This is a genomic window from Streptomyces mayteni (assembly GCF_054783955.1).
Genome location: NZ_BAAGPR010000054.1, coordinates 28,286 through 51,801, shown reverse-complemented (window position 1 = coordinate 51,801; position 23,516 = coordinate 28,286). Strand labels below are relative to the sequence as shown.

The following is a 23,516-nucleotide window of genomic DNA, read 5'->3' as shown; positions in this document are numbered from 1 at the left end:
GGCCCCTGGCGACCCGGCGCTGCGCGCGCTGGCCGAGCGGCTGCTCGACGAACTGGCGCTGCTGCCGGCGCCGTCGGCCGACCGGGAGCCGACCGGTCTCGCCGCGATCCGGGCCGCCTGTCCCGAGTGGCCGGTTCCCCAGCCGGCCGGCGCGGCGGCCGTCGACCGGCTGGCCCTGGAGACCCGGCTGCACGCCGGCTGGCTCGGCCGGGCCGCCGGCTGCGTGCTGGGCAAGCCGGTGGAGAAGCTGCCGCTGGCCGGCATCCGCGCCCTCGCCAGGGCCACCGGCAACTGGCCGCTCGACGAGTGGTTCACGGCCCGGGGGCTGCCGGTCGAGCTGACCGCCGCCCACCCCTGGAACCGGCGCTCCGCGGCCACCTCGCTGGCCGAGAACATCGACGGGGCGCCCGAGGACGACGACCTCAACTACCCGCTGCTCGGGTTGCTGTTGCTACACCGGCACGGCCACGGCTTCGACACCGCCGACGTGGCCGGGCTGTGGCTCGACGAGCTGCCCGCCGGCCGCACCTTCACGGCCGAGCGGGTCGCCTACCGCAATCTGCTGGCCGGGATCGAGCCGCCGGCGACCGCCAGCCACCGCAACCCGTTCCGGGAGTGGATCGGCGCCCTGATCCGGGCCGACGTGTTCGGCTGGACGCACCCGGGCGATCCGGCGACCGCCGCCGAACTCGCCCATCGGGACGCGGTGTTGACGCACACCGCGAACGGCGTCTACGGGGCGATGTTCGTGGCGGCCACCGTCGCTGCGGCGGCCGGCGGCGGGGTCGACGTGCACGGCTGTCTGCGGGCCGGGCTCTCCGTGGTGCCGCCCGGGTCCCGGCTGGCGGCCGCCGTGCGGCTCGGCGTCGCGACGGCCCGCGAGCTGCCGGCGGCCGGCGACTTCGACGCCGTGGTGGACCGGCTGCACGCCCACTACGCGGACCACCACTGGGTGCACGTGCTGCCCAACGCGGCGCTCCTCGCCGCCGCCCTGACCCACGCGGACGGCGACTTCACGGCGTCCATCTGCCGTGCGGTCTCCGGCGGTTGGGACACCGACTCGAACGGTGCGACGGCCGGTTCGGTGGCCGGGCTGCTGGCCGGCTCGCCGGCCGCGCTGCCGGCCAGGTGGACCGCGCCGCTGAAGAACCGGCTCGCCACCTCGGTCGCCGGCTTCGACGGCATAGGGTTCGACGAACTCGCCGCGCTCACCCTGGAGGTCGTCGCGTGAGCCGGGCCGGCACCAGGACCCCTGCCGTCGCCGTGCTGGGCTCGACCAACATGGATCTCGTCGTCTACGTGCCGGTGGCGCCCCGGCGCGGCGAGACCGTCTCGGGGCGGGAGTTCCGCACGGTGCCGGGCGGCAAGGGCACCAACCAGGCGATCGCGGCGGCCCGCGCGGGTGGCCTGGTCACCATGATCGGCGCCGTCGGGGACGACGACTTCGGGCCCCGGCTGCGCGCCGCGCTCGCCGACTCGGGCGTGGACACGGCGGGGCTGCGGACCGCGCCAGGGCCGAGCGGCATCGCGCACATCGTGGTCGACGACGAGGGCGGCAACTCCATCGTGGTGGTGCCGGGCGCCAACGGCACGGTGACGGGCCTCGCGCCGGGCGACGAGGAGCGGATCGCGGCCGCCGGCACCCTGCTGCTCCAGCTGGAACTGCCGATGGCCGGCGTGCTCGCCGGGGCGCGGGCGGCGCGGGCCCACGGCGTGCGGACGGTGCTCACCCCGGCGCCGGCCCGGCCGCTGCCCGACGAACTGCTGGCGCTCACCGACCTGTTGGTGCCCAACGAGCACGAGGCCGAGGTGCTGACCGGGCGGCGCGATCCGGCCCTGGCCGCGCGGGCCCTGCTGGACGCGGTGCCCGAGGTGGTGATCACGCTGGGCGAGGCCGGCAGCCTGTACGCCGCCCGGGGCGCCGAGCCGGTCACCGTGCCGGCGACCCGGGTCAGGGCGGTGGACACCACGGCGGCCGGCGACACGTTCGTCGGCGCGCTCGCGGTGGCCGGCGGCGAGGGCCGGCCGATGCCGGCGGCCCTGGCCTGGGCCTCGGCCGCCGCCGGGATCTCGGTGTGCCGGCCCGGCGCCTCGTCGTCGATGCCGGAGCGGGCGGAGATCGAGGCGGCCTCGGCGCGCTGAGGCGTTCAGCCGCAGACCGAGGACGGCCAGGCGCCGCCGTCCTCGGTCACCGCCGCCCGCACGTCCTCGAGCTCGGCGAGCAACGGGTCGGGCGGCTGGTCAGGCGCGGCGAGCAGGCGCAGCACGGCCTGTTGGAACGCGTCCCGCATGGCGGGCGGCATGGCGTCGGAGGCGTCGAGGCAGTGCGGCCCTGGGCCGTGGAGCAGGTCGGCGACCGCGCCGCCCGCGGGGTCGTCGGCGTAGACGTCCCGCCCCACCAGGGAGTTGGCGAACATCGGGCTCGGCACGTCGTCCGGCACGGCGCGGGCCCACAGCTCCTGGGCCTCGGCCGAGGCGAGGTAGCCGATGAGCCGCCGCGCCTCGGGGGTGTCGCGGAACATGGCGGCGAAGTCGCCGGCCACCTCCCAGCCCCGCTGCTCGCCGCCGGTGCCGGGCAGCACGGTGGCCGAGGCGAGGAACGCCGCCTCCGGCACGCCGTCGCCCGGCGCCTCGGCGCCGTACAGGCCGCGGATGAACGACGACTGGTGGTCGAGCGCGCAGCGCGGCGGCTCGGCGAACAGCCCTCCGGATGCCACGCCGATGTCCTGGGTGAGGGAGTCGGTGGCGCGGGTCGAGCCCTGGCCGGTGAGCGCCTGGGCGACGCCGCGCCAGGCGGCCGCCATCTCCTCGGTGGTCCAGCTGCCCGGGGTGCCGGTGGCCCAGGACTCGTAGGCGTCCGGCCCGGCGCTCTGGAGCAGCGCGTCCTCCACCCAGTCGGTGCCCGGCCATCCTGAGGTGGCGTCCGAGCCCATCCCCAGGCACCAGTTGTCGCCGTCGCCGGCCAGCGCCACGGCCTGGTCGGGGGTGAACCGCGCCGGGTCGTACCAGACGACGCTCTTCAGGTCGGCCTTGACCGGCACCCAGTAGGTCTCCTCCTCGCCCGCGAGCGGGGCGAGCCAGGGCTCGCCGTAGGCGTCGCGCTGGTCGCCGAGCGCGCGGCCGAGCGGGTGGATCTCGTCGCGGGCGGCGTACTCGGCCAGCTCGCCGGGGCTGGAGAGGATCGCCACGTCGGGCGGCGATCCCGACCGCACCTGGGACATCAGCACCTCGCGCTGCGCGGTGGTGCCCTGGTACTCGACCTCGATGCCGGTCCGCTCGGTGAAGTCGGCGAGCACGGTGTCGAACACGGCGCCCTCGTCGCCGGTCCAGGAGGCGAACACGGAGACGGTGGGCGCCTCGGACGTCGCCCTGACCACGCCGCCGACGACGGCGGCCGCGGTCAGCAGCAGGGCGAGGGCCCCGAGGAGCGCGGTGCGTCGGCCCCTCATCGCGTGCGGTACCGGTACTCGGCGAGGCGCGGCAGGACGCCCCGCAGGATCAGGGCGCCGAGCACCGGGCCGAGCGCCGGCACCCAGTTGGTGAGGCCGGCCCGCCAGTCGGTGTCACGCATCTCGGTCTCGACCTCCTGGGCGGTGCGGCGGATGGCGCCGGCCACGTCGGCCGGCGTCGCGGTCGGCTCGTCCCCCGAGGTCGACCGCCAAACGCCGACGGTCGCGGCGAGCTGGTCGCGCGACGCGTCCTTGGCGTGCTGGGTCTGGACGGTGCCGGCGGCCAGCAGGGCGCCGGCGGCGAGCGTCACCGCGGTGGCACCGAGCAGCCAGGGGTTGTGGCGCCGCCGGAAGCGGTGGCGCAGGAAGCGCTGGGTCTCGACCAGGGCGCCGGCCAGGGCGGCGCAGAGCAGCAGGGCGGTGGCCCAGGTGAGGCGCCCCGACCAGCCGAAGGTGGTCTGGTCGGCCAGGGTGGCGCGTTGGCCGGCCTGGAGTTCGTCGAGGCGGGCGAGGATGCCGGTGACCGGCCGGTTGAGCATGGTGTCGGCGTAGTGCAGGTAGGCGCCGAGCAGCGGGGAGTCGTCCGGCACGGTGGCGGCCCGTTCGATCCAGCCCGAGTAGGCGACGATCAGCCCGGTGACGGTCTGCAGGGCGCGCAGCCCCGTGTCGCCCGTCACGTCGCCCTCGGCGGCGCCGGCCAGACTCTGGTTGGCGACCGCCAGTTGGATGCGGTAGCCGCCGCCGGCGCCGACCAGCGCGCTCTGGCCCGACTCCAGGGCGGTCCTGGCGGCGTCGTTGGCCTGGCGCAGCGCGTCCTGCGCGGTGGTGACGTCGAGGATGGCGGGGGCGGTGCCGTCGCGCACCGGTCCCGCGCCGCGGTGGACGCCCCCGTAGGCGAGGAACAGCGCGGCCACGGTGACGACGGTGAGCGCGATCAGCAGGATCAGCCGGCCGAACAGCGCCCGGCGGGTGCCGGTCACGCCTGTTCCCGGTCGGCGCCGTCGGTCATGGGCTGCCCGCAGCGCACGCAGTAGCGGGCGTCGGCGGGCGAGAGCGCGGTGCAGTCGGCGCGGGGGCAGCGGCGCGGTTCGGCCGGCGTCGGCCGGTCGCCGCCGGACGGTGGGGGCTCGGAGCGGCCCTCGGACAGCAGGGTGGTGCGGCTGCTGAGCATCACGAGTTGGCCGAGGTGGCGCTGGTCGAAGGCGCGCCGGAGCCGGACCCGGCCGGTGACGGCGTCGGCGATCTCGACGACCTCGGCGAGCAGCCGCAGCTTCTCGGCGTCGGCGAGCCGGTGGGCGATCCGGACGGCGGCGCCGAGCCGGTCCTGGGCGGCGGGCAGGTCGCCCGACTGGTGGGCGTCGTAGGCGTCGGCGACGACGCGGCCGAAGTCGCCGTAGAGGGTGAAGTGTTCGCTGACCGCGCTGACCCTGGTGGGCCGGGCGTCGCCCGGCAGCCAGTGGACGAGGATCGGCACCGGCTCGGGGGCGGCCACCCGGTCGGAGGCCACGGTGACCTGGGCGTAGCCGATCTGCAGGTCCTCGTCGCGGGGGCGGCCCGCGGGGTCGGCGTCCAGGCAGACGTGGTAGACGCGCTCCTCGTCGTCCTGCCAGGCCGGGGTGGGGTACTCGACGGTGCGGCCGGTGGTCGGCCGGCCGCTCTCGGTGAGGTCGTGCTCGACGGGGTGGACCTGCTTGACGAAGCGGATGTCGCTGCCGGGCAGCGGGGTGACGCGGAGCGCGACGCCGGAGAGGGTGCGGGCCATCGAGGCGCGCACCATCTCCTCGAACTCGGCGCGCAGTTCGGCGTCGCGCAGCACGGCCTTGGAGGTGCCGTGCAGCCGGTCGGCGATCTCCTTGAGCTCCAGGGCGTTCCAGCCGTCGCCGATGCCCCGCGCGTCGCAGACGAAGAGCCCGCGGCAGGCGTCGAGTTCGCTGGCCAGCAGTTCGCGGTGGTGCATGTTCCAGCCGTCGGTGAGCAGCAGCATGTGCCGGAAGTCGGGGGCCGGTTCCTGGGCCAGGTCGTCGTCGGCGAGCAGTCGGCGGGCCAGCCGGAGCCAGGCGCCGATGGCGGTGCCGCCGTTGGGGTAGAGGTAGCGGATCCGGTCGGCCGCCTGGGCCTTGGAGTCGTGGTCGGCCGTCTCCAGGCGGCCCTCCGGCGGGTAGACCATGCGGGCCTGGTCGGTGCCGGCGACGACGGCGAACCTGGTGCCGTCGCGGAGCGCCAGCACGGCCGCGGTGCCGGCCTCGCGGGCGGCCGTGATCTTGCTGCCTGGTGAGGCCATCGAGCCCGAGCAGTCGATGACGATCACCTCGGCGGCGGCCGGGGCCGTGCCGAGTACCGTGGGGTCGACGCCGCCGGCCCGCACGTTGAGGAAGCCGTGCACGCCCGACTCGGCGGCCCCGACGGCGAGTTCGCGGTCCTGGCTGATGGTCAGCGTGACCGCGGGTCCGTCCTGCGCTTCGGTCATGTGTCGTTCCTCCTTCAACCGGTCGTGCTCCTGCGGTCGGTGCGGTCGGCTGGGCGTGCTCAGAACGTGCTCCACGGCCGTACCCGGTTGGCGCGGTCGATCAGCGCGGCGTGCTCCTCCCCGGTGCGGGCGCGCTCCGCCAGCTCCCGGAACGCCGCCTCCAGCCGGGCGCGCAGCCCGCGTTCGTCGGGACGGTCGCCGAGCAGCGGGCCCGGGTCGAGCTCCTTCGGGGTCAGGGCCCCGGCCGCCACGGCGCGCAGCGCCGACTCCCCGACCTCGGCGGTCAGTCGGACGCGTTCCTCGCCCTCGGGCCGGCCGCCGTCCAGGCTCAGCGTCGCCGTCAGCCGCTGCGCCGCCCGGAAGTCCTGGGCGGTGGGCGGGTGTTCGCCGCGCCAGCCGACGTGCACCCGGACCATGGCGAGCCGGGCCGCGCCGTGGTGCGGCGCGTGGGCCGGCACCCGGTCGAGGACGTCGAGCGCCCCGGCCCGGTCGCCCCGGCCGAGCCGGACCCTGGCGATGCCGAAGGCGGCGGCGCCGTCCGTCGGGTCACGCCGCCAGACCGCCTGGTAGGCGCGCTCCGCGGCCGCCGGCTCGGCGGCGCGCTCGGCGCAGTAGCCGAGGGCCAGCTTGGGCGCCGGTTCGCCGGGCAGCGCGTCGCAGACGGCGTCGAACCAGTGCCTGGCCCGGGGCCTGGCGCCCGGGCCCATGCCGAGCGCCCGCTGCGTCGCGCCGTCGTCGTGGACGTCGCCCCTGGCCAGCAGGAGCAGCCCGCGGTGCCAGGCGATCCGCCAGTCGTGTCGGGCGACGGCCGGGCTGAGCAGCTGGCAGGCGCGCAACAGGGCCTGCTCGGCGGCGTCCAGGGCGCCGAGCGCCAACGAGGTGGCGCAGGTGCGCAGTTCGCGGGCGGGGCCCGGGGCGTCCGGGTGCGGGATGGGGACGGGGAGCCGGACCGCGACCCGCTCGGGCGGCGGCGGCGCGAGGTCGAGGTCGGGTGCCGGCCGGTCGGGCGGCCGCAGCCAGTGGTCGGGCGGCGGGACGGCGCCGAGGCCGGCGTCCAGCGGGTCGGCGCCCGGCGAGAACACCGTGGACTGGAAGGCGTGTGGTTCGCCGGTGCTGAGGGAGTGGATCTCCCGCCAGATTCCGCGCAGTTGGGCGGACATCTCGGCGGCGGTGGCGAACCTGGCGCCCGTCTGGGGCGCGGTGGCGCGGGCGAGGAGCCGGCCGAACGAGTCGTGCGCGATCTCCGGCCCCGGCTCGGCGGCGTCCACCAGTTCGCGGAGGGTGGTGGCCACGGTGTAGAGGTCGGTGAGCTTGGTGAACCTGGCGTGCCGCCCGAGCCCACCGGAGTCGGCGGGCTCGGCCGGCTCTGGGGCGCGGTACAGCTCCTCGTCAGGCAGGTACTCCGGGGTGATCACGGCGACCGAGTCGTGGTCGTCGATCCGGCGGACGCCGCCCAGGTCGATGACCTTGATCCGGTCGCCGTGGTGGATGACGTTGTCCGGCTTCATGTCGCAGTAGAGCAGGCCCCGGCCGTGCAGGTAGTCGATGGCGTCGAGGATCCGGCAGCCGTAGACGGCGACGTGTTCGAGCCGCAGCGGGCCGCCGAGCAGCCGTTCCTGCCCCTCGGGGGTGACGAGTTCCCGGAGGGAGCGTCCGCTGACGAACTCCATCACCAGGTAGCCGGTGTCCCGCCAGCTGACGACGTTGATGATGCGGACGATGTCGGGGTGGTCGAGCGCGGTGAGGAAGCGGCGTTCGGCCTCGGCGACCTTGAGCGCGGTGGCGTCGTTGGCGTTGATCAGGCCCTTGAGGGCGACCGGGTGGTCGTCAAGGCGGGTGTCCCTGGCGAGGTAGATCCAGCCGAGCCCGCCGTGCGTCACCGGCCCCTCCACCCGGTACTGGCCGCCGAGCACGTCGCCGCGGTTGAGCTGGGGCACGAAGGAGTACGGGTGGCCGCAGCGGGGGCAGTAGCCGGTGGGGGCGGCCGGCTGGTCGCCGTAGCCGATGCCGACGTGTTCCCGGCAGCCGTCCTTGCCGCACTCGCGGCCGCCCCTGGGCGGGCGGGGGTCGGCGTCGATCAGCTCCGACGGGTCGAGGACGGAGACGTCGGGCAGCGCCATGTCCCCGCCGGTGGCGCCGGACAGCACGGCGGAGGCGCGTGGCGGGGCGCCGGCCGGCCCGGGCGGCGTGCCCCGGTGCCGGCGCGCCGGCGCGGGCGAGGAGGCGACCGGTCGCCGGCCACAGGTGTCGCAGTAGCCGGTGGCGGTCACGGCGCCGGGGCAGGGCGGCCGGTCGCAGCGGGGCGCCGCGGCCCCGGTCACCGGGTGACCACCCCGGCGGGCGGCTCGTCCCGCCGGTCGGTGACGGCCACCAGGTAGCGGAGCGCGGCGGCTTCGGCGGCGGCCACGTCGCAGGGCGACCGCCAGAGCAGGTCGTGCGCCGCCGCGTAGAGCCGCGCCAGCTCCAGGTCCTCCTCGCCGCGCGCGGCGCGCGCCCTGGCCTGGGCGGCGCCGAGCCGGCCGCGCAGCTCGTTCCGGCGGGCGATCAGCGCGTCGAGCCCGGTGAGCGCCGTGTCGAGCAGGGCGGCGGCGCTCTTCGGCTGCCGCTCGTAGTCGTCCAACTCGTCGTGGGCGGCGTCGAGTCGGGCGGCGGTACGGTCGGCGGCCGACGCCTCGCGGCGCAGCCGCGGCAGGGAGCGGCGCAGGAAGGAGATCGCGGTGAGGGCCTTGGTGGCGTCGTCGAGGTCGGTGGTGGACACCTGCCGGCGCCGGTCGCGGAACCGGCGCTCCAGCTCGGCGGTGGCGTCGAGCCCGCGGGCGAGCCGGCCGATGCGGTGGCGCAGGCGGAGGGCGGCGACGGCGGTGTCCCGGGTCTCGGCGGGGGCGGCGTGGAAGACCAGCAGCAGCCGGCTGCCCTGTTCGGCGAGGAGTCCGAGGAGTTCATCGAGGCGGGCCGACTCCCGCGCCCGGTCGACGCCGTGCACGACGATGGTCAGCGGCACCTGGACGGTGGCGAGCCGCTCGACGGCGGGGCGGTCGGGGGCGCCCTCGACGCCCATTCGCCGGCAGATCCGCTCGGCGAGCTCGGTCGGGGTCCCACGGCCGACGTCGACGGCCAGGTCGAGGGAGCCCACGGGCGGCACGGTGCCGGGGTTGCCGCCGGGTATCACCAGGGCCCGGCCGGCGGTGGACAGCTCCCGGTCGGCCTGGGTGAGGGCGCGGCGCAGCGTCAGGTTCCTGGCCCGGTCGGCGGGTTCGACCAGGGCGGCGTCGACGGCCGGGGCGGTGTCGCCGCCGCTCAGCCAGCCGGCGAGCCAGGCGGCGAAGGCGGGTTCCTCGGCGGGCTCGGTGCTGGTGGAGACCAGCTCCCGGTCGACGACCGAGTCGCCCTCGGTCCGCTGCCGTACCCAGGGCAGGTGGCGGATCACGGTCTCGGTCGGGATCATGAAGGAGAGCCGCAGCCCCTGCCCGAGGTAGGCGTTGACCACGATCCCGATGACCTGCCCGGTCTGCTGGTCGGTGACGCCGGCGCCGCTGAAGCCGGGGCGCACCACCTCGGCGGCCTCCTCGGGGAAGATCTGCACCCGGCCGTCGCCCCCGATGCCGCCGGCGAGCCGGCCGCGCAGGTAGATCCCCTGGTCGAGGCCCGCGGGAAAGCCGTACATGCGGACCGGCCGGTCCCAGGTGGGCGAGAGCCGCCGGAGCGTGGTGGCCCGGCCCGGCGGTTGCGGCCGCTCCAGGCGTAACAGTGCCAGGTCTCCGCCGAGCCCGGAGAGTTGGTCTCCGCTCTCGGGCACCCAGCCCTCGGCGTCGACGCTGGCCGGCACCGGCTCGGCACCGGGCTCCCCGACGAGGTCGACCAACACGGGCTGGTCCGGTGCGCCCACCACGTGGGCGCAGGTCAGCACGGTGTCGGTGGAGAGCAGCACCCCGGCTCCCAGCACCCGCCCCCGCGGCTGGCGCAGCCTGACTCGCCAACTCTCCGACGCCCCCAGGGAATTCGACGCCAGTGTCGCATTGTCCCCCATACTTCGCAGCATACCCGCGAGACCGTCGCAATCCGTAGGGTCGGGAGACGACGGGCGTACGACGGGGGTGGGAGACGCGTGCGTCCGGCGGGCCCGAAGTGCACCTGGCGACCGGCGCCTACCGACCGGCGCGCCTGGTGGCGAGGGCCACCAGGTAGCAGGGCGGCGTGAACCTGGCGCGCAGGTCGAGGTCGGCGCCCGACCGGTCGGCGATGGCGCGCAGGGCCGCAGGCGCGTACATCCGGCGGAGGCTGACGGTGAAGTCGTGGGCGTTGGGCCAGCCGCCGGCGAGCAGTGCGACGGGCACCAGGCCGAGCAGCGCGGGGTGGCGCCAGCCGTCGACGATCAGCAGCCGGCCGGCGACCCTGGTGCCCTCGCGCAGCACCTCGGCCACCTGTCCCGGGTCGAGGTGGTGCAGCGCGGCGACGAGCACCGCGAGGTCGTGGGAGCGGTCGGGGGCGTCGATGGCGGTGGCGTCGAGCCGGCGGACGCGGGCCCTGGGGTGGTGGCCGAGCGGGCCGGCGCGCAGCCGGGCCACGGTGCCGGGGTCGACGTCGCTGACGGTGAGCCTGGCGGTGGGGATCCCACGAAGCAGCTCGGCGGCCAACCGGCCGCTGCCGGCGCCGAGTTCGAGGATCCGAGGGCGAGGTCCCGGGGCGGCGCGCCGCACCAGGTCCGCGAAGGTCCGGTAGGCGCCGATCAGCCGGTACTGGCGGTCGACGGCGCGCAGGACGCCGGGGTGTCGGTGGCTCAGTTCCGGCCGGTCCAGGTACTCGACGGCGTCGGTCTCGAACCAGCGGTCGAGGCGGGAGGCGTGCGGGCCGCCGCGCGGCATCGGCTCGGGCGGCACCGGCTCAGGCTCCGAACAGGGGCCGGGTGACGTCGCCGAGGAGGTACGCGGCCAGCACGGCGGCCGGGTAGAGGCTGGCGCCGGCGAACAGGGCGAGCGCGGTCTCCTGGCCCGGGTGGCGCCGCAGCCTGGCGGCCGGCCGCAGCAGGCAGAACGTGCCGGCCAGCAGGGCGCCGACGAGGCCGACGGGTCCCACGGTGGACCTGGCGGCGAGCATCAGGGCGGCGCCGGCCAGCACGGTGAGGAGCAGGCAGCCCCCGATCAGCGCCACGCTGGCGCGGTCCCCGTGCACCACGGGGACGGTGCGCAGCCCGAGCCTGGCGTCCTCCTCGCGGTCGGCCAGGTCGTTGGGGATGTTGCGGCCGCCGATCTCCCAGGCGGCGAGCCAGAGGAAGAGCAGCGCGAGCAGCGGCCAGTCGGCGTGCGGGGTGAGGGCGAACCAGCCGGCGGGCGCGCTGACGCCGATCATCGCGCCGGAGAGCAGGGCCTTCCAGGGGGTGACGGCGGCCAGCGCGCAGTAGCCGGCCTGGAGGGCGGCGGCGAGCAGCAGCAGGGCGGCGCAGACCGGGTTGAGCAGGACGGCGATCGCCAGCGAGAGGGCGGCGAGCGCGGCGGTGACGGCGGTGGCGGTGGCGGCCCCGAGCCGGCCCTGGGCGACGGGGTGGCGGGCGCCCGCGGCGTCGATGTCGCGGGTGTCGGTGGCCGCGACGAGGTCGTGGCGGTGCCGGTCGCGGCGCAGGTCGAGCAGGTCGTGGGAGGCGAACATGGCGAGCACGCCGGCGCATCCGGCGGCCAGGGCGAGGGCGAGCCGGCCGGGTGGCGGCCGGTCGTCGGCGAGCAGCGCGGCGAGCAGCAGCGGGGCGACGCTGAGCGCGGCCTGGGTGCCGCGGAACAGCCCGTAGAGCGCCGGCCAGGCGCCGGCCCCGCGGGCGGCGGCGGTGGTCGTCACCGGTTCACCCGACATGCGAGTGCCTCGGCTCGGGCCGGAGTTCGGCGGCGGCGAGGTCGGCGGCAGGGACGTGGGGTGCCGCCCCCGAGCCGGCGTACCGGTGGGCGAAGTCGGTGGCGCGCGGCCCTGGCTCGGCCAGCCGGTGGATCGCGGCCAGTCGCCGCCGCAGCGCGAACGTCGGGTCGCCGGGCGGGAGATGGAGGAGTCGCAGCAGCCGGTCGGAGAACGCCAGGCTGCGGCGGACGTCGGGCAGCCGTCGCGCGGTGTAGCCGTCGAGGGCGAGTGCGTCGCCGTCACGATGGTGGGCGACGAGGGCGGCGGCGAGGTCGGCGGCGTCGGCGACCGCGAGGTTGAGTCCCTTGGCGCCCGAGGGGGTGAGCAGGTGGGCGGCGTCGCCGGCGAGGGCGACCGCGCCGTGCCGCAGCGGCTCGGTGACGCGGCAGCGCATGGGCACCACCTCGGTCTCGTGGATGGCCCCGATCTCGGGGATGGGCGCGGCCTCGGTGGCGAGCCTGGCGCGCAGCCGGGCGCGGATCCGGTGGTGCGGCCAGTCGCCCTCGGTGTCGCCCGGCGGGCACTGGAGGTAGAAGCGGCAGCGGGTGCCGGCGCGCGGCATCATGCCGGCGAAGCCCTCGGCGGTGACGGCGTAGCGGATGGCGGTGGGCTGCCGGTCGACCTCGGCGAGGACGGCGAGCCAGTCGAAGGGGTAGCGGTGTTCCGCGTCCCGGGCGGCCGCGCCGGCGGCGGCGGTCAGCCGGGCCGCGGCGACGCCGTGCCGGCCGTCGCAGCCGACCACCTGGTCGCAGTGGATCTCCAGGCCCGGGCAGACGATCCTGGCGCCGGCCCCGGGTCCCTCCTCGACGGCGCGCGCCGGCCGGCCGAAGTGCGGCGGCCGGCCGGCGGCGACCAGGGCGGCGACCAGGTCGCGGACCAGCTCGTGCTGCGGGTAGGCCCAGTGCCGGTAGCCGCCGGAGTGGCGGGCGTAGTCGACGTGGACCAGCCGGCCGAGGCACTGGAACTCGCAGCGGCCGTGCGGGACGCCCTCGGCGAGCAGCCGGTCGGCGAGTCCCGCGGCGCGCAGGTGGGCCACGGTGCGGTGTTCGAGGAAGCCGGCCCTGGACCGGCTCTCGACCCGTGCGCGACTGCCGCGTTCGACGACCTCGCAGTCGACGCCGGCGGCGGTCAGCGTGTTGGCGAGCACCAGTCCCGCGGGGCCGGCGCCGACGATGCCGACCTGGGTGCGGAGGCGTCGCATCGGGCGGCTCACTCGCCGGTGGCGGCCGGCACCACGGCCGGGTTGAACGTCTCGGTGATGGCGGCGAGTGGCGCGTCGCCGTGCCACAGCAGGTAGGTCTTGAAGCATCCGGGGCCGTCCTCGGCGTCGTGCGGCCAGGAGCGGCGGCCGGCGGCCAGCACGGTGCGGCGGTGGCCGGTGCCCATGGACCACAGGACGGCGCCGAGCGGCAGCGCGGAGACGCTGAGGCGTTCGGCGAGGCGCGGCAGCAGGTCGAGGCGGATCACCACGTGGTTGACGGAGAGCGCGCGGTCCGCGTTGCCGAGGCTGAGCGAGTGGCGGGTCAGCACCTCGGTGCCGTTGGGGGCCCGCAACAGGTCGGCGGCGCCTGGCGCGGCCTCGCCGGCGGGGAGCCGGCCCTGGTGGAGGGGGTGCAGCCGAGGGCGGACGGCGGTGAGGGCGGCGAGCAGCGTGGTGGTGAGCCCTTCGCTGCTGAGCAGCATCCGGGTCAGTGGGGAGGCGAAGCGGGCGATGGACGGGCCCGGGTCGGCGTCGGGGCCGAGGTCGAAGGCGCCGGGCGGCGGCTCGGTCGGGTGGCGCTGGGCGGTGCGGCCGGTCACGGGGCGTCGACCTGGGGTCCGCCCGGCCGGTCGACGGCGAGGCCGGCCCGCTCGATGACGGTGGCCGTCAGCTCGTCGAAGGCGGCCCGCGCGGTGGGGGGCGGGTCGAGGGAGGCGAACGCCCGCCCGGCGAGGACGAGGTGGTGTCGGGCGGCCCGCTCGGTGGCGCTCCTGGCGCCGGCCCGGTCGGCGAGCTCCGCGGCCCGCGCCATGGCCGACGCGTCGGGCAGGCCGTCCGCCAGCATGCCGGCGAGGCGTGTCCCGTGGTCCGTTCCCGAGCCCACGGCGGTGAGCAGCGGCAGGGTCTTCTGGCCGCGGGCCAGGTCGCTCGACGATTCCTTGCCCGTGGCGCGTGGCGGGCCCCAGACGCCCAGCAGGTCGTCGACGAACTGGAAGGCGAGGCCGAGGTGTTCGCCGGCCTGGACGAGGGTGCGCAGGGCGGTCGGGGGCGCGCCGCCGAGCTGGGCGCCGATGGCGGCGGCGCAGCCGAGGAGCGAGGCGGTCTTGTCGGCGGCCATCGCCCGGTACTCGGCGATGCCGACGGCCTCGGGCCCACGCCAGGGGCGGGCGGCCAGGGCGAGGTCCCTGGCCTGGCCGCGCACCAGGCGCATCAGCATGCCGGAGAGCAGCCGGACGGCGTCGGGGGCGTGCGGTCCGCCGCGGCGCAGCAGGATGTCGACGGCGCCGGCGTGCAGCCCGTCGCCGAGCAGGATCGCGGATCCGGAGCCGAAGACCTGCCAGACGGCCGGCCGGTTCCGGCGGACGGCGTCCCCGTCCATCATGTCGTCGTGGATCAGGGTGGCGTTGTGGATGAGCTCCACGGCGACGGCGCCGGGTTCCGCCGTCTCGTCGGCCACGCCGGTGGCGTCGGCGCCGAGGAAGACGAGGGCGGGCCGCAGGGCCTTGCCCTCCACGGCCTCGGGGCAGGGGTCGCCGCGCTCCCCCCACCAGCCCATGTGGTAGCCGAACATCCGCTCGAGGGAGGCGTCGAGGTGCCCGACCGCCTCGCGCAGCGCGGCCTGCGTCAGCCGCCGGGCCGACTGCCGGGCGAGGCGGACCGGGTCGTGGGGCGGCGAACCAGGAGTAGTCACATGGTCATCCTGAATGACCGGCCCGGTGGGCGCGAGACGCGACGCACCGGGCCGGCCGTTCCCGGCCGGGAAACCCCTCGCTCAGACGAGTGGACGGCCAGACGGGTGGCGGGACGCGCTCGGAGGCGTGCTCAGAGGCGTGCGGCGATGATCGGCGCGAGCCGGCCGGTGATGGTCCGGTGCCCCTGGTCGTTCGGATGCACCGAGTCCGAGAGGTCGGACGAGCTCAGCCAGCCGGTGGTGTCCACGAAGGAGACCCGGCCGTCGCCGCCCGCCGTCACGGTCGACACGGCGGCCCTGGTCTCCGTCGGATAGCGGCCGCGGAAGGTGCCGACCGCGAAGATCCAGGCGTTCGGATACTTCTGCCTGACGGTGCGCAGCAGGTTGGTGTACGCGGTCTGGAACTGGGCGCCGCTCACGCCGTGCCCGACGTCGTTGGTGCCGAGGTTGATCACCACGGCGTCGGCCCGGTAGCGGGCGAAGTCCCAGTCCGGCGTGGGCGCGTTGGGGTTCAGCTTGGTGAACTGCTGCTCGAGGCCGACGCAGTCGGCGGCCACCAGGCAGGCGCCGCCCTGGGCGATCGCGGTGTGGTCGGCGCCCAACTGCTCGCCGATCAGCCACGGGTAGGCGGTGAGGTGGTTGCGGCTGCTGGTGGTGCCCACCGTGATCGAGTCGCCGACGAACTCGATCAGCCGCGCCCGGCGCGGCGCCGCGAACGTCCGCGCGCCGGCGTCGAGCGTGAGCCCCTGGAACACCGCGTCGCCGTGGTACGAGCCGGCCACCACCCGGTAGCTCACCACCAGCGTGTGGTTGCCGGAAGCCAGCGGCTGCGGCGTCAGGTTCACCACCCCGCTGACCCCGGTGTACGACACCGTGGGGCCGCCGTCGATGCTGGCGTACAGGTCGATGGTGCCGCGCTGCGTGAGCCGCACCGTGGTGCCGGTGAAGCCGACGGTGAGGTACGCGCCCGCCCAGTAGGGCGTGTAGGCGGCCGAGTTCGAGGTGTCCCAGCGGCCGGTGAACCGAATGTTCGGATCGGTCGGCTGCGCCTCGGCTGCCGCCGTCTGAGCAGCGGCGGCCGGTGCTGCCAGAGCGCCGGCCGCCACCATCGCCAGCAACACGGCGGATACCAACCATCTCGCGAATCGCATCACGCACACCCTTCCGGTAGCACCCCCGCGACCAACGCGACCGCCAGCAAAGCGGTTTGATCCTGGCCGGCCAATGCTTTCGGCGCGATTTCGAGATCTTTCGCACCGCGCCTTCGGGTGACGTTGACTTGGCGTGCGCTCCAACTCCTAGCGTTGTCACATATCAGTGCACACATGGGAGAGAATTCCGAATGAAGACCGTGGAACTGGGCCGCACCGGCGAGCAGGTCAGCCAGCTCGCGCTCGGCTGCATGAACATGGGCACCCTGACGGACGAGGCCACCTCGTTCGCCATGCTCGACGACTTCCTGGCCGCCGGCGGCACCTTCCTCGACACCGCCGACTGCTACGCCTGGTGGAACGACCGCGGCAGCCACGGCGGCCACAGCGAGGAGCTGCTCGGCCGCTGGTTCGCCCAGGGCGGCGGGCGCCGCGAGAAGGTGTTCCTGGCCACCAAGGGCACCGCCCAGGTGCCCGACCTGTCCCGGGTCTGGGGCGAGGGCGACGAGCCGATCTGGGCCGCCGCGCACGACGGCGGCTTCGCCGGCGCCGGCGCCGAGACCCTGCGCCGCGCCGTCGACGACAGCCTGCGCCGGCTCGGCACCGACCACATCGACCTGTACTACGTGCACGTCGACGACCGGTCGACGCCGCTGGAGGAGACCCTGGAGGCGCTGGCCGGCATCGTGGCGGCCGGCAAGGTCAGGTACCTCGGCTGGTCAAACGTCCGCACCTGGCGTCTGGAGCGGATCCGCCAGCTGTGCGAGCGCGAGGGCTGGCCGGCGCCGGTCGCGCTCCAGCAGCAGCACTCGTACCTGCGGCCCAAGGCCGGCCTCGACACCGCCACCGTCACCGACGCGGAACAGCTCGACTACCTGCGGGCCCACCCCGACCTCGGGCTCGTCGCCTACTCCCCCATCCTCAAGGGGATCTACGGCTCCCCGGCGAGGCGGCGCGACCACTGGGTGATGGACTCCTACGCCGGGCCCGACGCGGACGCCAGGCTGGCGGCGCTCGACGCGGTGGCCGCGGAGGCCGGGGTGACCGGCAACCAGCTGGCGATCGCCTGGCTGCTGCACCAGGCCGACCCCCGGGTCATCCCGCTGATCGGCCCCCGCACCACCGAGCACTACCGGGCCGCGCTGCCGGCCCTGGACGTGAAACTCGGCCAGGACCAGCTGGCGGCCCTGGCGTCCGCCGGAGCCTGAACGGCCCCGGCGGACCGCCGCGAGCCGTCAGGGGCGGCGGGCCGGCACGTTCTGGTAGGCCTTGACCGGGTCGGTCTCCGCGACCGGCAGGATGATCTCGTCGATCCGCTTCAGCAGGTCGACCTCCAGCCGGACGCCCGCCGCCTTGGCGTTCTCGCCGACCTGCTCGGGGCGCGAGGCACCCACGATCGCCGCCGAGACGTTGGGGTTCTGCAGCACCCAGGCCACCGCGAGCTGGGCCAGCGAGAGCCCCACCTCGTCGGCCAGCGGCCGCAGCCGCTGCACGGCCTCGAGTACCTCGTCCCGCATGAAACGGCTGATCATGTTCGCGCCGCCCTTGCCGTCCGTGGCGCGCGAGCCCTCCGGGGCGTCCTGGCCGGGCAGGTACTTGCCGGTCAGCACGCCCTGGGCGATCGGCGACCAGACGATCTGGCCGATGCCCAGTTCCTCGGACGTCGGCACCACGTCGCGCTCGATGACCCGCCACAGCATCGAGTACTGCGGCTGGCTCGACACCAGCGGAATCCGCAGCTCGGTGGCGAGCGCGTGCGCCCGCCGGATCTGCTCGGCCGGCCACTCGGAGACGCCTATGTAGTGGGCCTTGCCCGAGTGGACGACGTCGGCGAACGCCGACATGGTCTCCTCGAGCGGGGTGAACCGGTCGTAACGGTGGGCCTGGTAGAGATCGACGTAGTCGGTCTGGAGCCGGCGCAGCGAGTTGTCGATCGACTCCATGATGTGCTTCCGCGACAGGCCGCGGTCGTTGCGACCGGGTCCGGTCGGCCAGAAGACCTTGGTGAAGATCTCCAGACCCTCGCGGCGCTCGCCCTTCAGCGCGCGGCCGAGCACCGACTCGGCGCGGGTCTCGGCGTAGACGTCGGCGGTGTCGAAGGTGGTGATCCCGGCGTCGAGGGCCGCGCGGACGCAGGCGGTGGCCGCCTCCTCCTCGACCTGGGATCCGTGGGTGAGCCAGTTGCCGTAGGCGATCTCGCTGATCAGCAGGCCGCTACGGCCAAGGTGTCGATACTCCATGACCAGCGAGCCTATCGTCCGACGAACGTCGTCCGAATGGCCGGTCATGGTGCGCGCGGGCTGTGTGGTGCGCCGGGCCACCGGCCCGCTTCGCATAGCCTCCACGACGATGCGCGCCCTGACGATGTACGAGATCCCCGGCACGCCCCTGCCGTCCGAGCTGCCGGATCCCTCCCCGGCGGCCGGCGAACTCCTGGTGCGGGTGGCGGCCTCCTCGATCAACGGCTACGACGCCGCGGTGGCGGGCGGCCTGGTCCCGCACCCGCCGCCGGACTTCCCCTTCGTGCTCGGCAAGGACTTCGCCGGCACGGTCGACGCGATCGGCGAGCGGGTCGGCAGGTTCTCGGTCGGCGAGGCCGTCTTCGGCGTGGTCACCGGCACTTTCCCCGGCACCGGATCGCTGGCCGAGTACGTCACGGTCGCCGAGGAGTTCGGGGTGGCCAGGATCCCGGCCGGGGTCACCCCGACCGACGCCGGCGCGCTCGGCCTCGCGGGCACGGCCGCGCTCGACGCGATCGAGGCCGTCGGGCCCGCGCCCGGCGACCTCGTGCTGATCTCCGGCGCGACCGGCGGGGTGGGCGCGTTCGCCCTCCAGTACGCGCTGTCGGCGGGCGCCGACGTGATCGCCACGGCCCGGCCAGGACGGCAGGCCGACTTCGTCCGCGAGCTCGGCGGCGACCGGGTGCGGCTCGTCGACCACGGCGGCGACCTGCTCGCCCAGGTGCGCCCGCTGGCGCCGAACGGCGTCTCGGCGGCCCTGCACTTCGCCGGCAACGGCGAGATCCTGGCCGAACTGGTCACCGCCGGCGGCCGGATGGCCTCCACCCTCGGCTTCGGCCCGGTACAGGCCGCCGGCCGCGGCTTCGCGGTCACCGAGGTGGTGGCCTCCCCCGACGCCGCGACCCTCGACCGCCTGGCCGCCGACGTCGCCTCAGGACTGATCCGGGTCCCCATCACCCGCACCTACTCCCTCGCCGAGGGCACCCAGGCCTTCACCGACTTCACCGCCGGCGCCCTCGGCAAACTGGCCGTGGCCCTGCCGTAGCCCGGCGGAGCCGGGCCAAAACCCGGTGTCCCCGGCGGCGCCGGGTATGGCACCTTCTCCCCCATGAACCAGAGCACGCCGGACCCGGGCCCCTCCGTGGTCCTCGTCACCGGCGTCATGGCGGCCGGGAAGTCGACCGTGGCGCAGCTGGTCGCCGAGCGGTTGCCGAGGGCGGCGCACGTGCGGGGGGACGTGTTCCGGCGGATGATGGTCTCCGGGCGGGCCGAGATGGCGCCCGGCGAGTCGGCCGAGGCGTGGCGGCAACTCCTGTTGCGGTACCGGCTGGCGGCGGGCGTGGCCGACGGGTACGCGGCGGCCGGCTGGACGGCGGTGGTGCAGGACGTGGTGCTCGGCGGCGTGCTGACCGACTACCTCGGGTTCATCACGACACGGCCCCGCCACCTCGTGGTGCTCGCGCCGGACCGGGCAGCGGTGGCGCGGCGCGAGGCGGGGCGGCAGAAGACGGGCTACGGCGCCTGGACGGTCGCCGAGTTGGACCGTTCGCTGCGCGAGGAGACCCCGCGCCTCGGGCTGTGGCTCGACACCTCGGGGCAGACGCCGGAGGAGACGGTGACGACCATCCTGGACCGGCTGCCGGAGGCGCGGGTCTGATCCGGGGTCACCACACCAGCACGGGTTTGACCGCGCGGCCGGCGCGTTGGTCGGCGACGGCGCGGTTGATGTCCGTGAAGGAGTAGGTGGTGATCAGCTCCTGGACCGGGAAGCGGCCGGCGGCGTGCAGGTCGAGGAGTTCGGGGATGAAGCGCTGCGGCACGGCGTCGCCCTCTATGCAGCCGCGTACGGCCTTGCCGTTGAGCATCAGGTCCTGGAGGTCCAGGGTGAGTTCGGCCGCGCCGAGGCCGACCACGACCAGGGTGCCGGTGGGGGCCAGGGCGCGGACGGCGTCGGCGACGACGGAGGGGATGCCGGTGGTGTCGAGCGCGTGGCTCGGGCCGCCGCCGGTGGCCTCGCGGACGGCCGCCACCACGTCGCCTTCCGTCGGGTCGATGACGGCGGTGGCGCCGAGGCGGCCGGCCAACTCGCGGCGGGCGGCGACCGGTTCGACCACCACCGTGGTGGCGGCGCCGGCCGCCTTCGCGGCGAGCAGCGCGGACAGGCCGACGCCGCCCGCGCCGTAGACGGCGAACCTGGCGTCCTGGCCGGGACGCAGCACGTTGAGGACGGCGCCGGCGCCGGTCTGGAAGCCGCAGCCGAGCGGGGCCACGGTGGCCAGGTCGGCGTCCTCGTCGGCCACGACCACCACGTTGTCCGTGGAGGCCAGGGCGTGGGTGGCGAAGCTGGACTGGCCGAAGAAGGAGCCGGCCACCGGCGCCCCGGCCTGCCGCATGGTGGCCGAACCGTCCGCGCGCCGGCCCGAGTTGTTCAGCCGCATGCTCTGCTCGCAGTAGGCCGGGCGGCCGGCCAGGCACCGGCCGCAGCGGCGGCAGCTGCGGTAGCTGAGGATGACGCGGTCCCCTGGCCGGACCCCGGAGACCGCGTCGCCGACCTCCTCCACCACGCCGGCGCCCTCGTGGCCGAGGACGACCGGGCCGTGTTCCGGCGTGATGGCCGACCTGATGGCCAGGTCGGTGTGGCAGAGACCGCCGGCCGCGATCCGGACCAGGATCTCGTCCGCGCGCGGCGGGTCGAGTTCGACCGTCTCCAGGGTGAACCCGGCCCCCGCGGCCCGCGACACCGCGGCCGTTATCCGCATCGCGGACTCCTCAGCAGCCTCAGACTCGTTCCAGCAGGAAGTAGAAGTGCTCGCCATTGTGCAGGACCAGCTCGGATTTGCCGTTCATGATCCCCATCAGGGTCGTGTCATCGACCCGTTTGAAGTGGTCGAGGTCGGGCCGCCCGTCGTAGACCATGGTGGCCGTCACCTCGCCCCTGAACTCCATGTTCCACAGGCTGGCCTCGCCCTGGCCGAGCGCGACGTTGGAGAACAACTCACCGTTCTCGCCATAGCAGATGAGGGGCTTGGCGTCGGTGACCGAGTTGAAGGTCTTGCCGAACCAGCGGATGGCGACCAGCCGCTGGTAGAGCCCGTGGCCGGTGGCGAACCCCTGGCCCTTCCAGCGGCCCAGGATGTCCTTGGCCGGCACCGCGTCGAGACAGGTCCAGATCCGGTCGAGCTCCACGCTCGACACGCCGTCGTCCTTGTTGCGCAAGTCGTGGAACTTCACCCGGGCTTCGTTGATGTTCACCCAACGTTCCCTTCCCCATGGGGCCGGTGCGTCGACTACGAACTCACGTGTTCGATATCGACTGACCGTACGCCCGCCCCCGGGGAGCGACAAGATCGCCTCGGGACGGCCCGACGGGGTTCAGCCACCCGCGAAGGTCTCGCCGCGCGCCGCCTTCGCCGTCAACAGCGGTGGTGGGGCGAAGCGTTCGCCGTGGGCCTCGCGCAACTCCGCCGCCCGGGCGGCGAATCCGGGCAGGCCGTCGGCGTGGCCGTCGGCGAACCGGAGGGCGCCACCGGTCCATCCTGGGAAGCCGGCGCCGAGCAGCGAGCCGACGTTGGCCTCCGCGGCGGAGCCGAGCACGCCCTCGTCCAGGCAGCGCACGGCGTCCAGGGCGACGGCGAACAGCAGCCGCTCGCCGAGCTCGGTGAGGTCGGCCGGGGCGGCGCCTGGGGAGGCGAAGTGCTCCCGCAGGCCCGGCCACAGCCCCGCGCGCCCCCCATCCGGGTGGTCGTAGAAGCCGGCGCCGGCGGCGCGCCCCTGGCGGTCGAACGCGTCGATCATCCGGTCGATGACGGCGTCCCCGGGGTGCGGCGGGCGCGGTCGGCCGGCCGCGCGGCGGAGCCGGCGGGCGAGCGGCAGCGAGAGCTCGTCGAGCAGGGCGAGCGGCCCGGTCCTGAAGCCGGCCTGGGCGGCGGCCTGTTCGACGGTGGCGGGGGCGATGCCGGCGCCGACCATCGCGGCGCCCTCGTCGAGGTAACGGCCGGTGAGGCGCAGGGTGTAGTCGCCGTCGACGACGATGGGCGCGGCGCCGAGCGCGGCGGCCAGCTCGCGCAGGGCGGCGAGCGCGGCCTCGTCGGCGGCCGCGCCGCGCGCGATCTCCGCCAGCGGCATCGGCTCGGCGGCCGGCGGGAGCCGCAGCCCGACCAGGCGGTCGGGGTGGCGCGCGCCCTCGGCGATCGCGGCCAGGGGCAGGGTGGCCGTGGCGGTGCAGAGCGGCGCGTCGGGGGCGAGGACGTCCTCGAGCTCCGTGAGCGCCTTCTGCTTGACGGCGAGGTCGTCAGGGGCGGCCTCGACGACCAGGTCGCAGCCGGCCACCTCCCGCGCCTCGGTGGTGGCCACGACGTCGAGGCCGGCGTCGGCGCAGGCCCGGGCGAGGGCGGCGGCCGGCTCCCCGGCGCCGAGCACGCCGATCAGGACCGGGTTCTTGGGCCGTGCGGCGCCGCCGGCCGAGGTGACCGCGCGCAGGTCGAAGAAGTAGCCCTGGATCATGTTCTTGGCGGTCTGGCCGGTGACCAGCTCGGTGAAGTGGCGGCCCTCGACGACGAGCGCGGTCTCCAGGTCGACCTGGGCGCCCTCGACGGCGGCGGCCAGGATGGCGCGCGGCGCCGGGAACGGCGCGCCGCCCAGCCGTTGCTCCAACTGGGCGGGGAAGGCGATGAGTTGGGGCGCGAGGGCGCGGTCGCCCGGCAGGCCGCCGGGGATCCGGTGACCCTTGGTGTCCCAGGGCTGGCGGGCGTCGGGGTTGGCGCGGACGAAGGCGCGGGCCTGGGCCAGCAACTCCTCCGAAGTGTCGGCGAGTTCGTCGACCAGGCCGGCGGCCAGCGCCGCGCGGGCGGTGTGCCGGCGGCCGGCGAGCAGCACGTCCGGCAGCGCGCCGGCCAGGCCGAGCAGCCGCACGGTCCGGGTGACCCCGCCGCCGCCGGGCAGCAGGCCGAGGGTGACCTCGGGGAGGCCGATCCTGGACTCCGGTGTGTCCAGGGCGATCCGGTGGTGGCAGGCCAGGGCCAGCTCGTAACCGCCGCCGAGCGCGGTGCCGTTGAGGGCGGCGACCACCGGGCGGCCCAGCGTCTCCAGGCGGCGCAGGGTGCGCTTGACGGCGAGGTTGGCGGCGAGGAGGTCGGCGGCCCGCTCGCGGGTGACGGTGCTCAGTTCGCGGAGGTCGGCGCCGGCCAGGAAGGTCCGCTTGGCCGAGGTGACGACGACGCCGGTCAGCCCGGCACCGTCCCGCTCGCGCTCCAGGCGGTCGACGGCCTCGGCGAGGGCGGCGGTGAACGCGGCGTCGGCGGTGTTGGCCGACCGTCCCGGCGCGTCGAGCAGCAGGGTGACGATGCCGTCGGCGTTCTGTTCCCAGCGGATCGGGCCGGGGGCGGTGGGGCTGGCCATGGCGGGTGGCTCCAGTCTCGGATGACGGTGGCGGGCCCGGT

General features: G+C 75.6%; 20 protein-coding genes. 5 read left to right on the top strand and 15 right to left on the bottom strand.

All coding sequences use genetic code 11. The annotated features are described in order from the left end of the window. The coding region (locus tag ACYVPE_RS22885) for an ADP-ribosylglycohydrolase family protein (protein ID WP_461035557.1) at positions 1-1,231 on the top strand (1,231 nt) is incomplete at its 5' end. Next, positions 1,228-2,142, top strand: a complete 915-nt coding sequence (locus ACYVPE_RS22880) for a ribokinase (RefSeq protein ID WP_461035556.1) — start codon at positions 1,228-1,230, stop codon at positions 2,140-2,142. The genes ACYVPE_RS22885 and ACYVPE_RS22880, both read left to right, overlap by 4 nt. A gap of 5 nt (positions 2,143-2,147) precedes the next feature. Here the strand turns inward: ACYVPE_RS22880 and ACYVPE_RS22875 are convergent, their stop codons facing one another. The 11 genes from ACYVPE_RS22875 to ACYVPE_RS22825 all read right to left on the bottom strand — a co-directional run bounded on the left by ACYVPE_RS22875 (position 2,148) and on the right by ACYVPE_RS22825 (position 15,838). Next, positions 2,148-3,449 carry an ABC transporter substrate-binding protein gene (locus tag ACYVPE_RS22875; protein WP_461035555.1) on the bottom strand — a complete coding sequence of 434 codons (1,302 nt, stop codon included), beginning with the start codon at positions 3,447-3,449 and terminating at the stop codon, positions 2,148-2,150. Further along, a complete protein-coding gene (locus ACYVPE_RS22870; protein WP_461035554.1) occupies positions 3,446-4,429 on the bottom strand; it encodes a hypothetical protein in 984 nt (327 codons plus the stop codon). Before ACYVPE_RS22870 ends, ACYVPE_RS22875 begins: the two co-directional genes overlap by 4 nt. Then, positions 4,426-5,916, bottom strand: coding sequence for a VWA domain-containing protein (locus ACYVPE_RS22865; protein ID WP_461035553.1), 1,491 nt, complete (start codon positions 5,914-5,916; stop codon positions 4,426-4,428). The genes ACYVPE_RS22870 and ACYVPE_RS22865 overlap by 4 nt, the downstream gene beginning before the upstream one ends. 59 nt (positions 5,917-5,975) lie before the next feature. Next, complete coding sequence (locus tag ACYVPE_RS22860) at positions 5,976-8,237, bottom strand: serine/threonine-protein kinase (protein WP_461035552.1); 2,262 nt, start codon at positions 8,235-8,237, stop codon at positions 5,976-5,978. Beyond that, on the bottom strand, positions 8,234-9,943 hold the full coding sequence (locus ACYVPE_RS22855) for a S1 family peptidase (RefSeq protein ID WP_461035551.1): 1,710 nt from the start codon (positions 9,941-9,943) through the stop codon (positions 8,234-8,236). The genes ACYVPE_RS22860 and ACYVPE_RS22855 overlap by 4 nt, the downstream gene beginning before the upstream one ends. Before the next feature lie 118 nt (positions 9,944-10,061). Continuing rightward, a complete protein-coding gene (locus ACYVPE_RS22850; RefSeq protein ID WP_461035550.1) occupies positions 10,062-10,793 on the bottom strand; it encodes a class I SAM-dependent methyltransferase in 732 nt (243 codons plus the stop codon). A 4-nt stretch (positions 10,794-10,797) separates the two neighbouring features. Further along, positions 10,798-11,742, bottom strand: a complete 945-nt coding sequence (locus tag ACYVPE_RS22845) for a UbiA family prenyltransferase (RefSeq protein ID WP_461035549.1) — start codon at positions 11,740-11,742, stop codon at positions 10,798-10,800. 4 nt (positions 11,743-11,746) lie between these two features. Continuing rightward, complete coding sequence (locus ACYVPE_RS22840; RefSeq protein ID WP_461035548.1) at positions 11,747-12,997, bottom strand: FAD-dependent monooxygenase; 1,251 nt, start codon at positions 12,995-12,997, stop codon at positions 11,747-11,749. Positions 12,998-13,005: 8 nt separating this feature from the next. Beyond that, on the bottom strand, positions 13,006-13,596 hold the full coding sequence (locus ACYVPE_RS22835; RefSeq protein ID WP_461035547.1) for a hypothetical protein: 591 nt from the start codon (positions 13,594-13,596) through the stop codon (positions 13,006-13,008). Next, positions 13,593-14,687, bottom strand: coding sequence for a polyprenyl synthetase family protein (locus tag ACYVPE_RS22830; RefSeq protein ID WP_461035546.1), 1,095 nt, complete (start codon positions 14,685-14,687; stop codon positions 13,593-13,595). Before ACYVPE_RS22830 ends, ACYVPE_RS22835 begins: the two co-directional genes overlap by 4 nt. A 131-nt stretch (positions 14,688-14,818) precedes the next feature. Beyond that, on the bottom strand, positions 14,819-15,838 hold the full coding sequence (locus ACYVPE_RS22825; RefSeq protein ID WP_461035545.1) for an SGNH/GDSL hydrolase family protein: 1,020 nt from the start codon (positions 15,836-15,838) through the stop codon (positions 14,819-14,821). A gap of 191 nt (positions 15,839-16,029) precedes the next feature. Between ACYVPE_RS22825 and ACYVPE_RS22820 the strand changes: the two genes are divergently transcribed. Continuing rightward, complete coding sequence (locus tag ACYVPE_RS22820; protein WP_461035544.1) at positions 16,030-17,046, top strand: aldo/keto reductase; 1,017 nt, start codon at positions 16,030-16,032, stop codon at positions 17,044-17,046. 27 nt (positions 17,047-17,073) lie between these two features. Here the strand turns inward: ACYVPE_RS22820 and ACYVPE_RS22815 are convergent, their stop codons facing one another. Continuing rightward, a complete protein-coding gene (locus ACYVPE_RS22815) occupies positions 17,074-18,078 on the bottom strand; it encodes an aldo/keto reductase family protein (protein ID WP_461035543.1) in 1,005 nt (334 codons plus the stop codon). On the opposite strand from ACYVPE_RS22815, the gene ACYVPE_RS22810 reads away from it, so the two are divergent. Then, positions 18,077-19,123 (top strand): NADP-dependent oxidoreductase, encoded by a 1,047-nt coding sequence (locus tag ACYVPE_RS22810; RefSeq protein WP_461035542.1) that lies wholly within the window; start codon positions 18,077-18,079, stop codon positions 19,121-19,123. The genes ACYVPE_RS22815 and ACYVPE_RS22810 overlap by 2 nt on opposite strands. 63 nt (positions 19,124-19,186) lie before the next feature. After that, complete coding sequence (locus tag ACYVPE_RS22805) at positions 19,187-19,735, top strand: AAA family ATPase (RefSeq protein WP_461035541.1); 549 nt, start codon at positions 19,187-19,189, stop codon at positions 19,733-19,735. 7 nt (positions 19,736-19,742) lie between these two features. Here the strand turns inward: ACYVPE_RS22805 and ACYVPE_RS22800 are convergent, their stop codons facing one another. From ACYVPE_RS22800 to ACYVPE_RS22790, 3 genes are all read right to left on the bottom strand, one after another. Next, the gene (locus ACYVPE_RS22800; protein ID WP_461035540.1) at positions 19,743-20,837 is read right to left on the bottom strand and encodes an NAD(P)-dependent alcohol dehydrogenase; all 1,095 of its coding nucleotides are present in this window, start codon (positions 20,835-20,837) and stop codon (positions 19,743-19,745) included. A 19-nt stretch (positions 20,838-20,856) separates the two neighbouring features. After that, the gene (locus tag ACYVPE_RS22795) at positions 20,857-21,330 is read right to left on the bottom strand and encodes a DUF4334 domain-containing protein (RefSeq protein ID WP_461035539.1); all 474 of its coding nucleotides are present in this window, start codon (positions 21,328-21,330) and stop codon (positions 20,857-20,859) included. 120 nt (positions 21,331-21,450) lie between these two features. Beyond that, entirely contained in the window at positions 21,451-23,475 is a 2,025-nt protein-coding gene (locus ACYVPE_RS22790) for an enoyl-CoA hydratase-related protein (protein WP_461035538.1), read from the bottom strand. Positions 23,476-23,516: the final 41 nt, after the last annotated feature.

What these genes read in the sequence shown, in the direction of transcription:
- ACYVPE_RS22875 (WP_461035555.1), bottom strand. Translation starts at nt 3,449, where the DNA reads ATGAGGGGCCGACGCACCGCGCTCCTCGGGGCCCTCGCCCTGCTGCTG.
- ACYVPE_RS22865 (WP_461035553.1), bottom strand. Translation starts at nt 5,916, where the DNA reads ATGACCGAAGCGCAGGACGGACCCGCGGTCACGCTGACCATCAGCCAG.
- ACYVPE_RS22855 (WP_461035551.1), bottom strand. Translation starts at nt 9,943, where the DNA reads ATGGGGGACAATGCGACACTGGCGTCGAATTCCCTGGGGGCGTCGGAG.
- ACYVPE_RS22840 (WP_461035548.1), bottom strand. Translation starts at nt 12,997, where the DNA reads ATGCGACGCCTCCGCACCCAGGTCGGCATCGTCGGCGCCGGCCCCGCG.
- ACYVPE_RS22825 (WP_461035545.1), bottom strand. Translation starts at nt 15,838, where the DNA reads ATGCGATTCGCGAGATGGTTGGTATCCGCCGTGTTGCTGGCGATGGTG.
- ACYVPE_RS22820 (WP_461035544.1), top strand. Translation starts at nt 16,030, where the DNA reads ATGAAGACCGTGGAACTGGGCCGCACCGGCGAGCAGGTCAGCCAGCTC.
- ACYVPE_RS22810 (WP_461035542.1), top strand. Translation starts at nt 18,077, where the DNA reads ATGACCAGCGAGCCTATCGTCCGACGAACGTCGTCCGAATGGCCGGTC.
- ACYVPE_RS22815 (WP_461035543.1), bottom strand. Translation starts at nt 18,078, where the DNA reads ATGGAGTATCGACACCTTGGCCGTAGCGGCCTGCTGATCAGCGAGATC.
- ACYVPE_RS22805 (WP_461035541.1), top strand. Translation starts at nt 19,187, where the DNA reads ATGAACCAGAGCACGCCGGACCCGGGCCCCTCCGTGGTCCTCGTCACC.
- ACYVPE_RS22800 (WP_461035540.1), bottom strand. Translation starts at nt 20,837, where the DNA reads ATGCGGATAACGGCCGCGGTGTCGCGGGCCGCGGGGGCCGGGTTCACC.
- ACYVPE_RS22790 (WP_461035538.1), bottom strand. Translation starts at nt 23,475, where the DNA reads ATGGCCAGCCCCACCGCCCCCGGCCCGATCCGCTGGGAACAGAACGCC.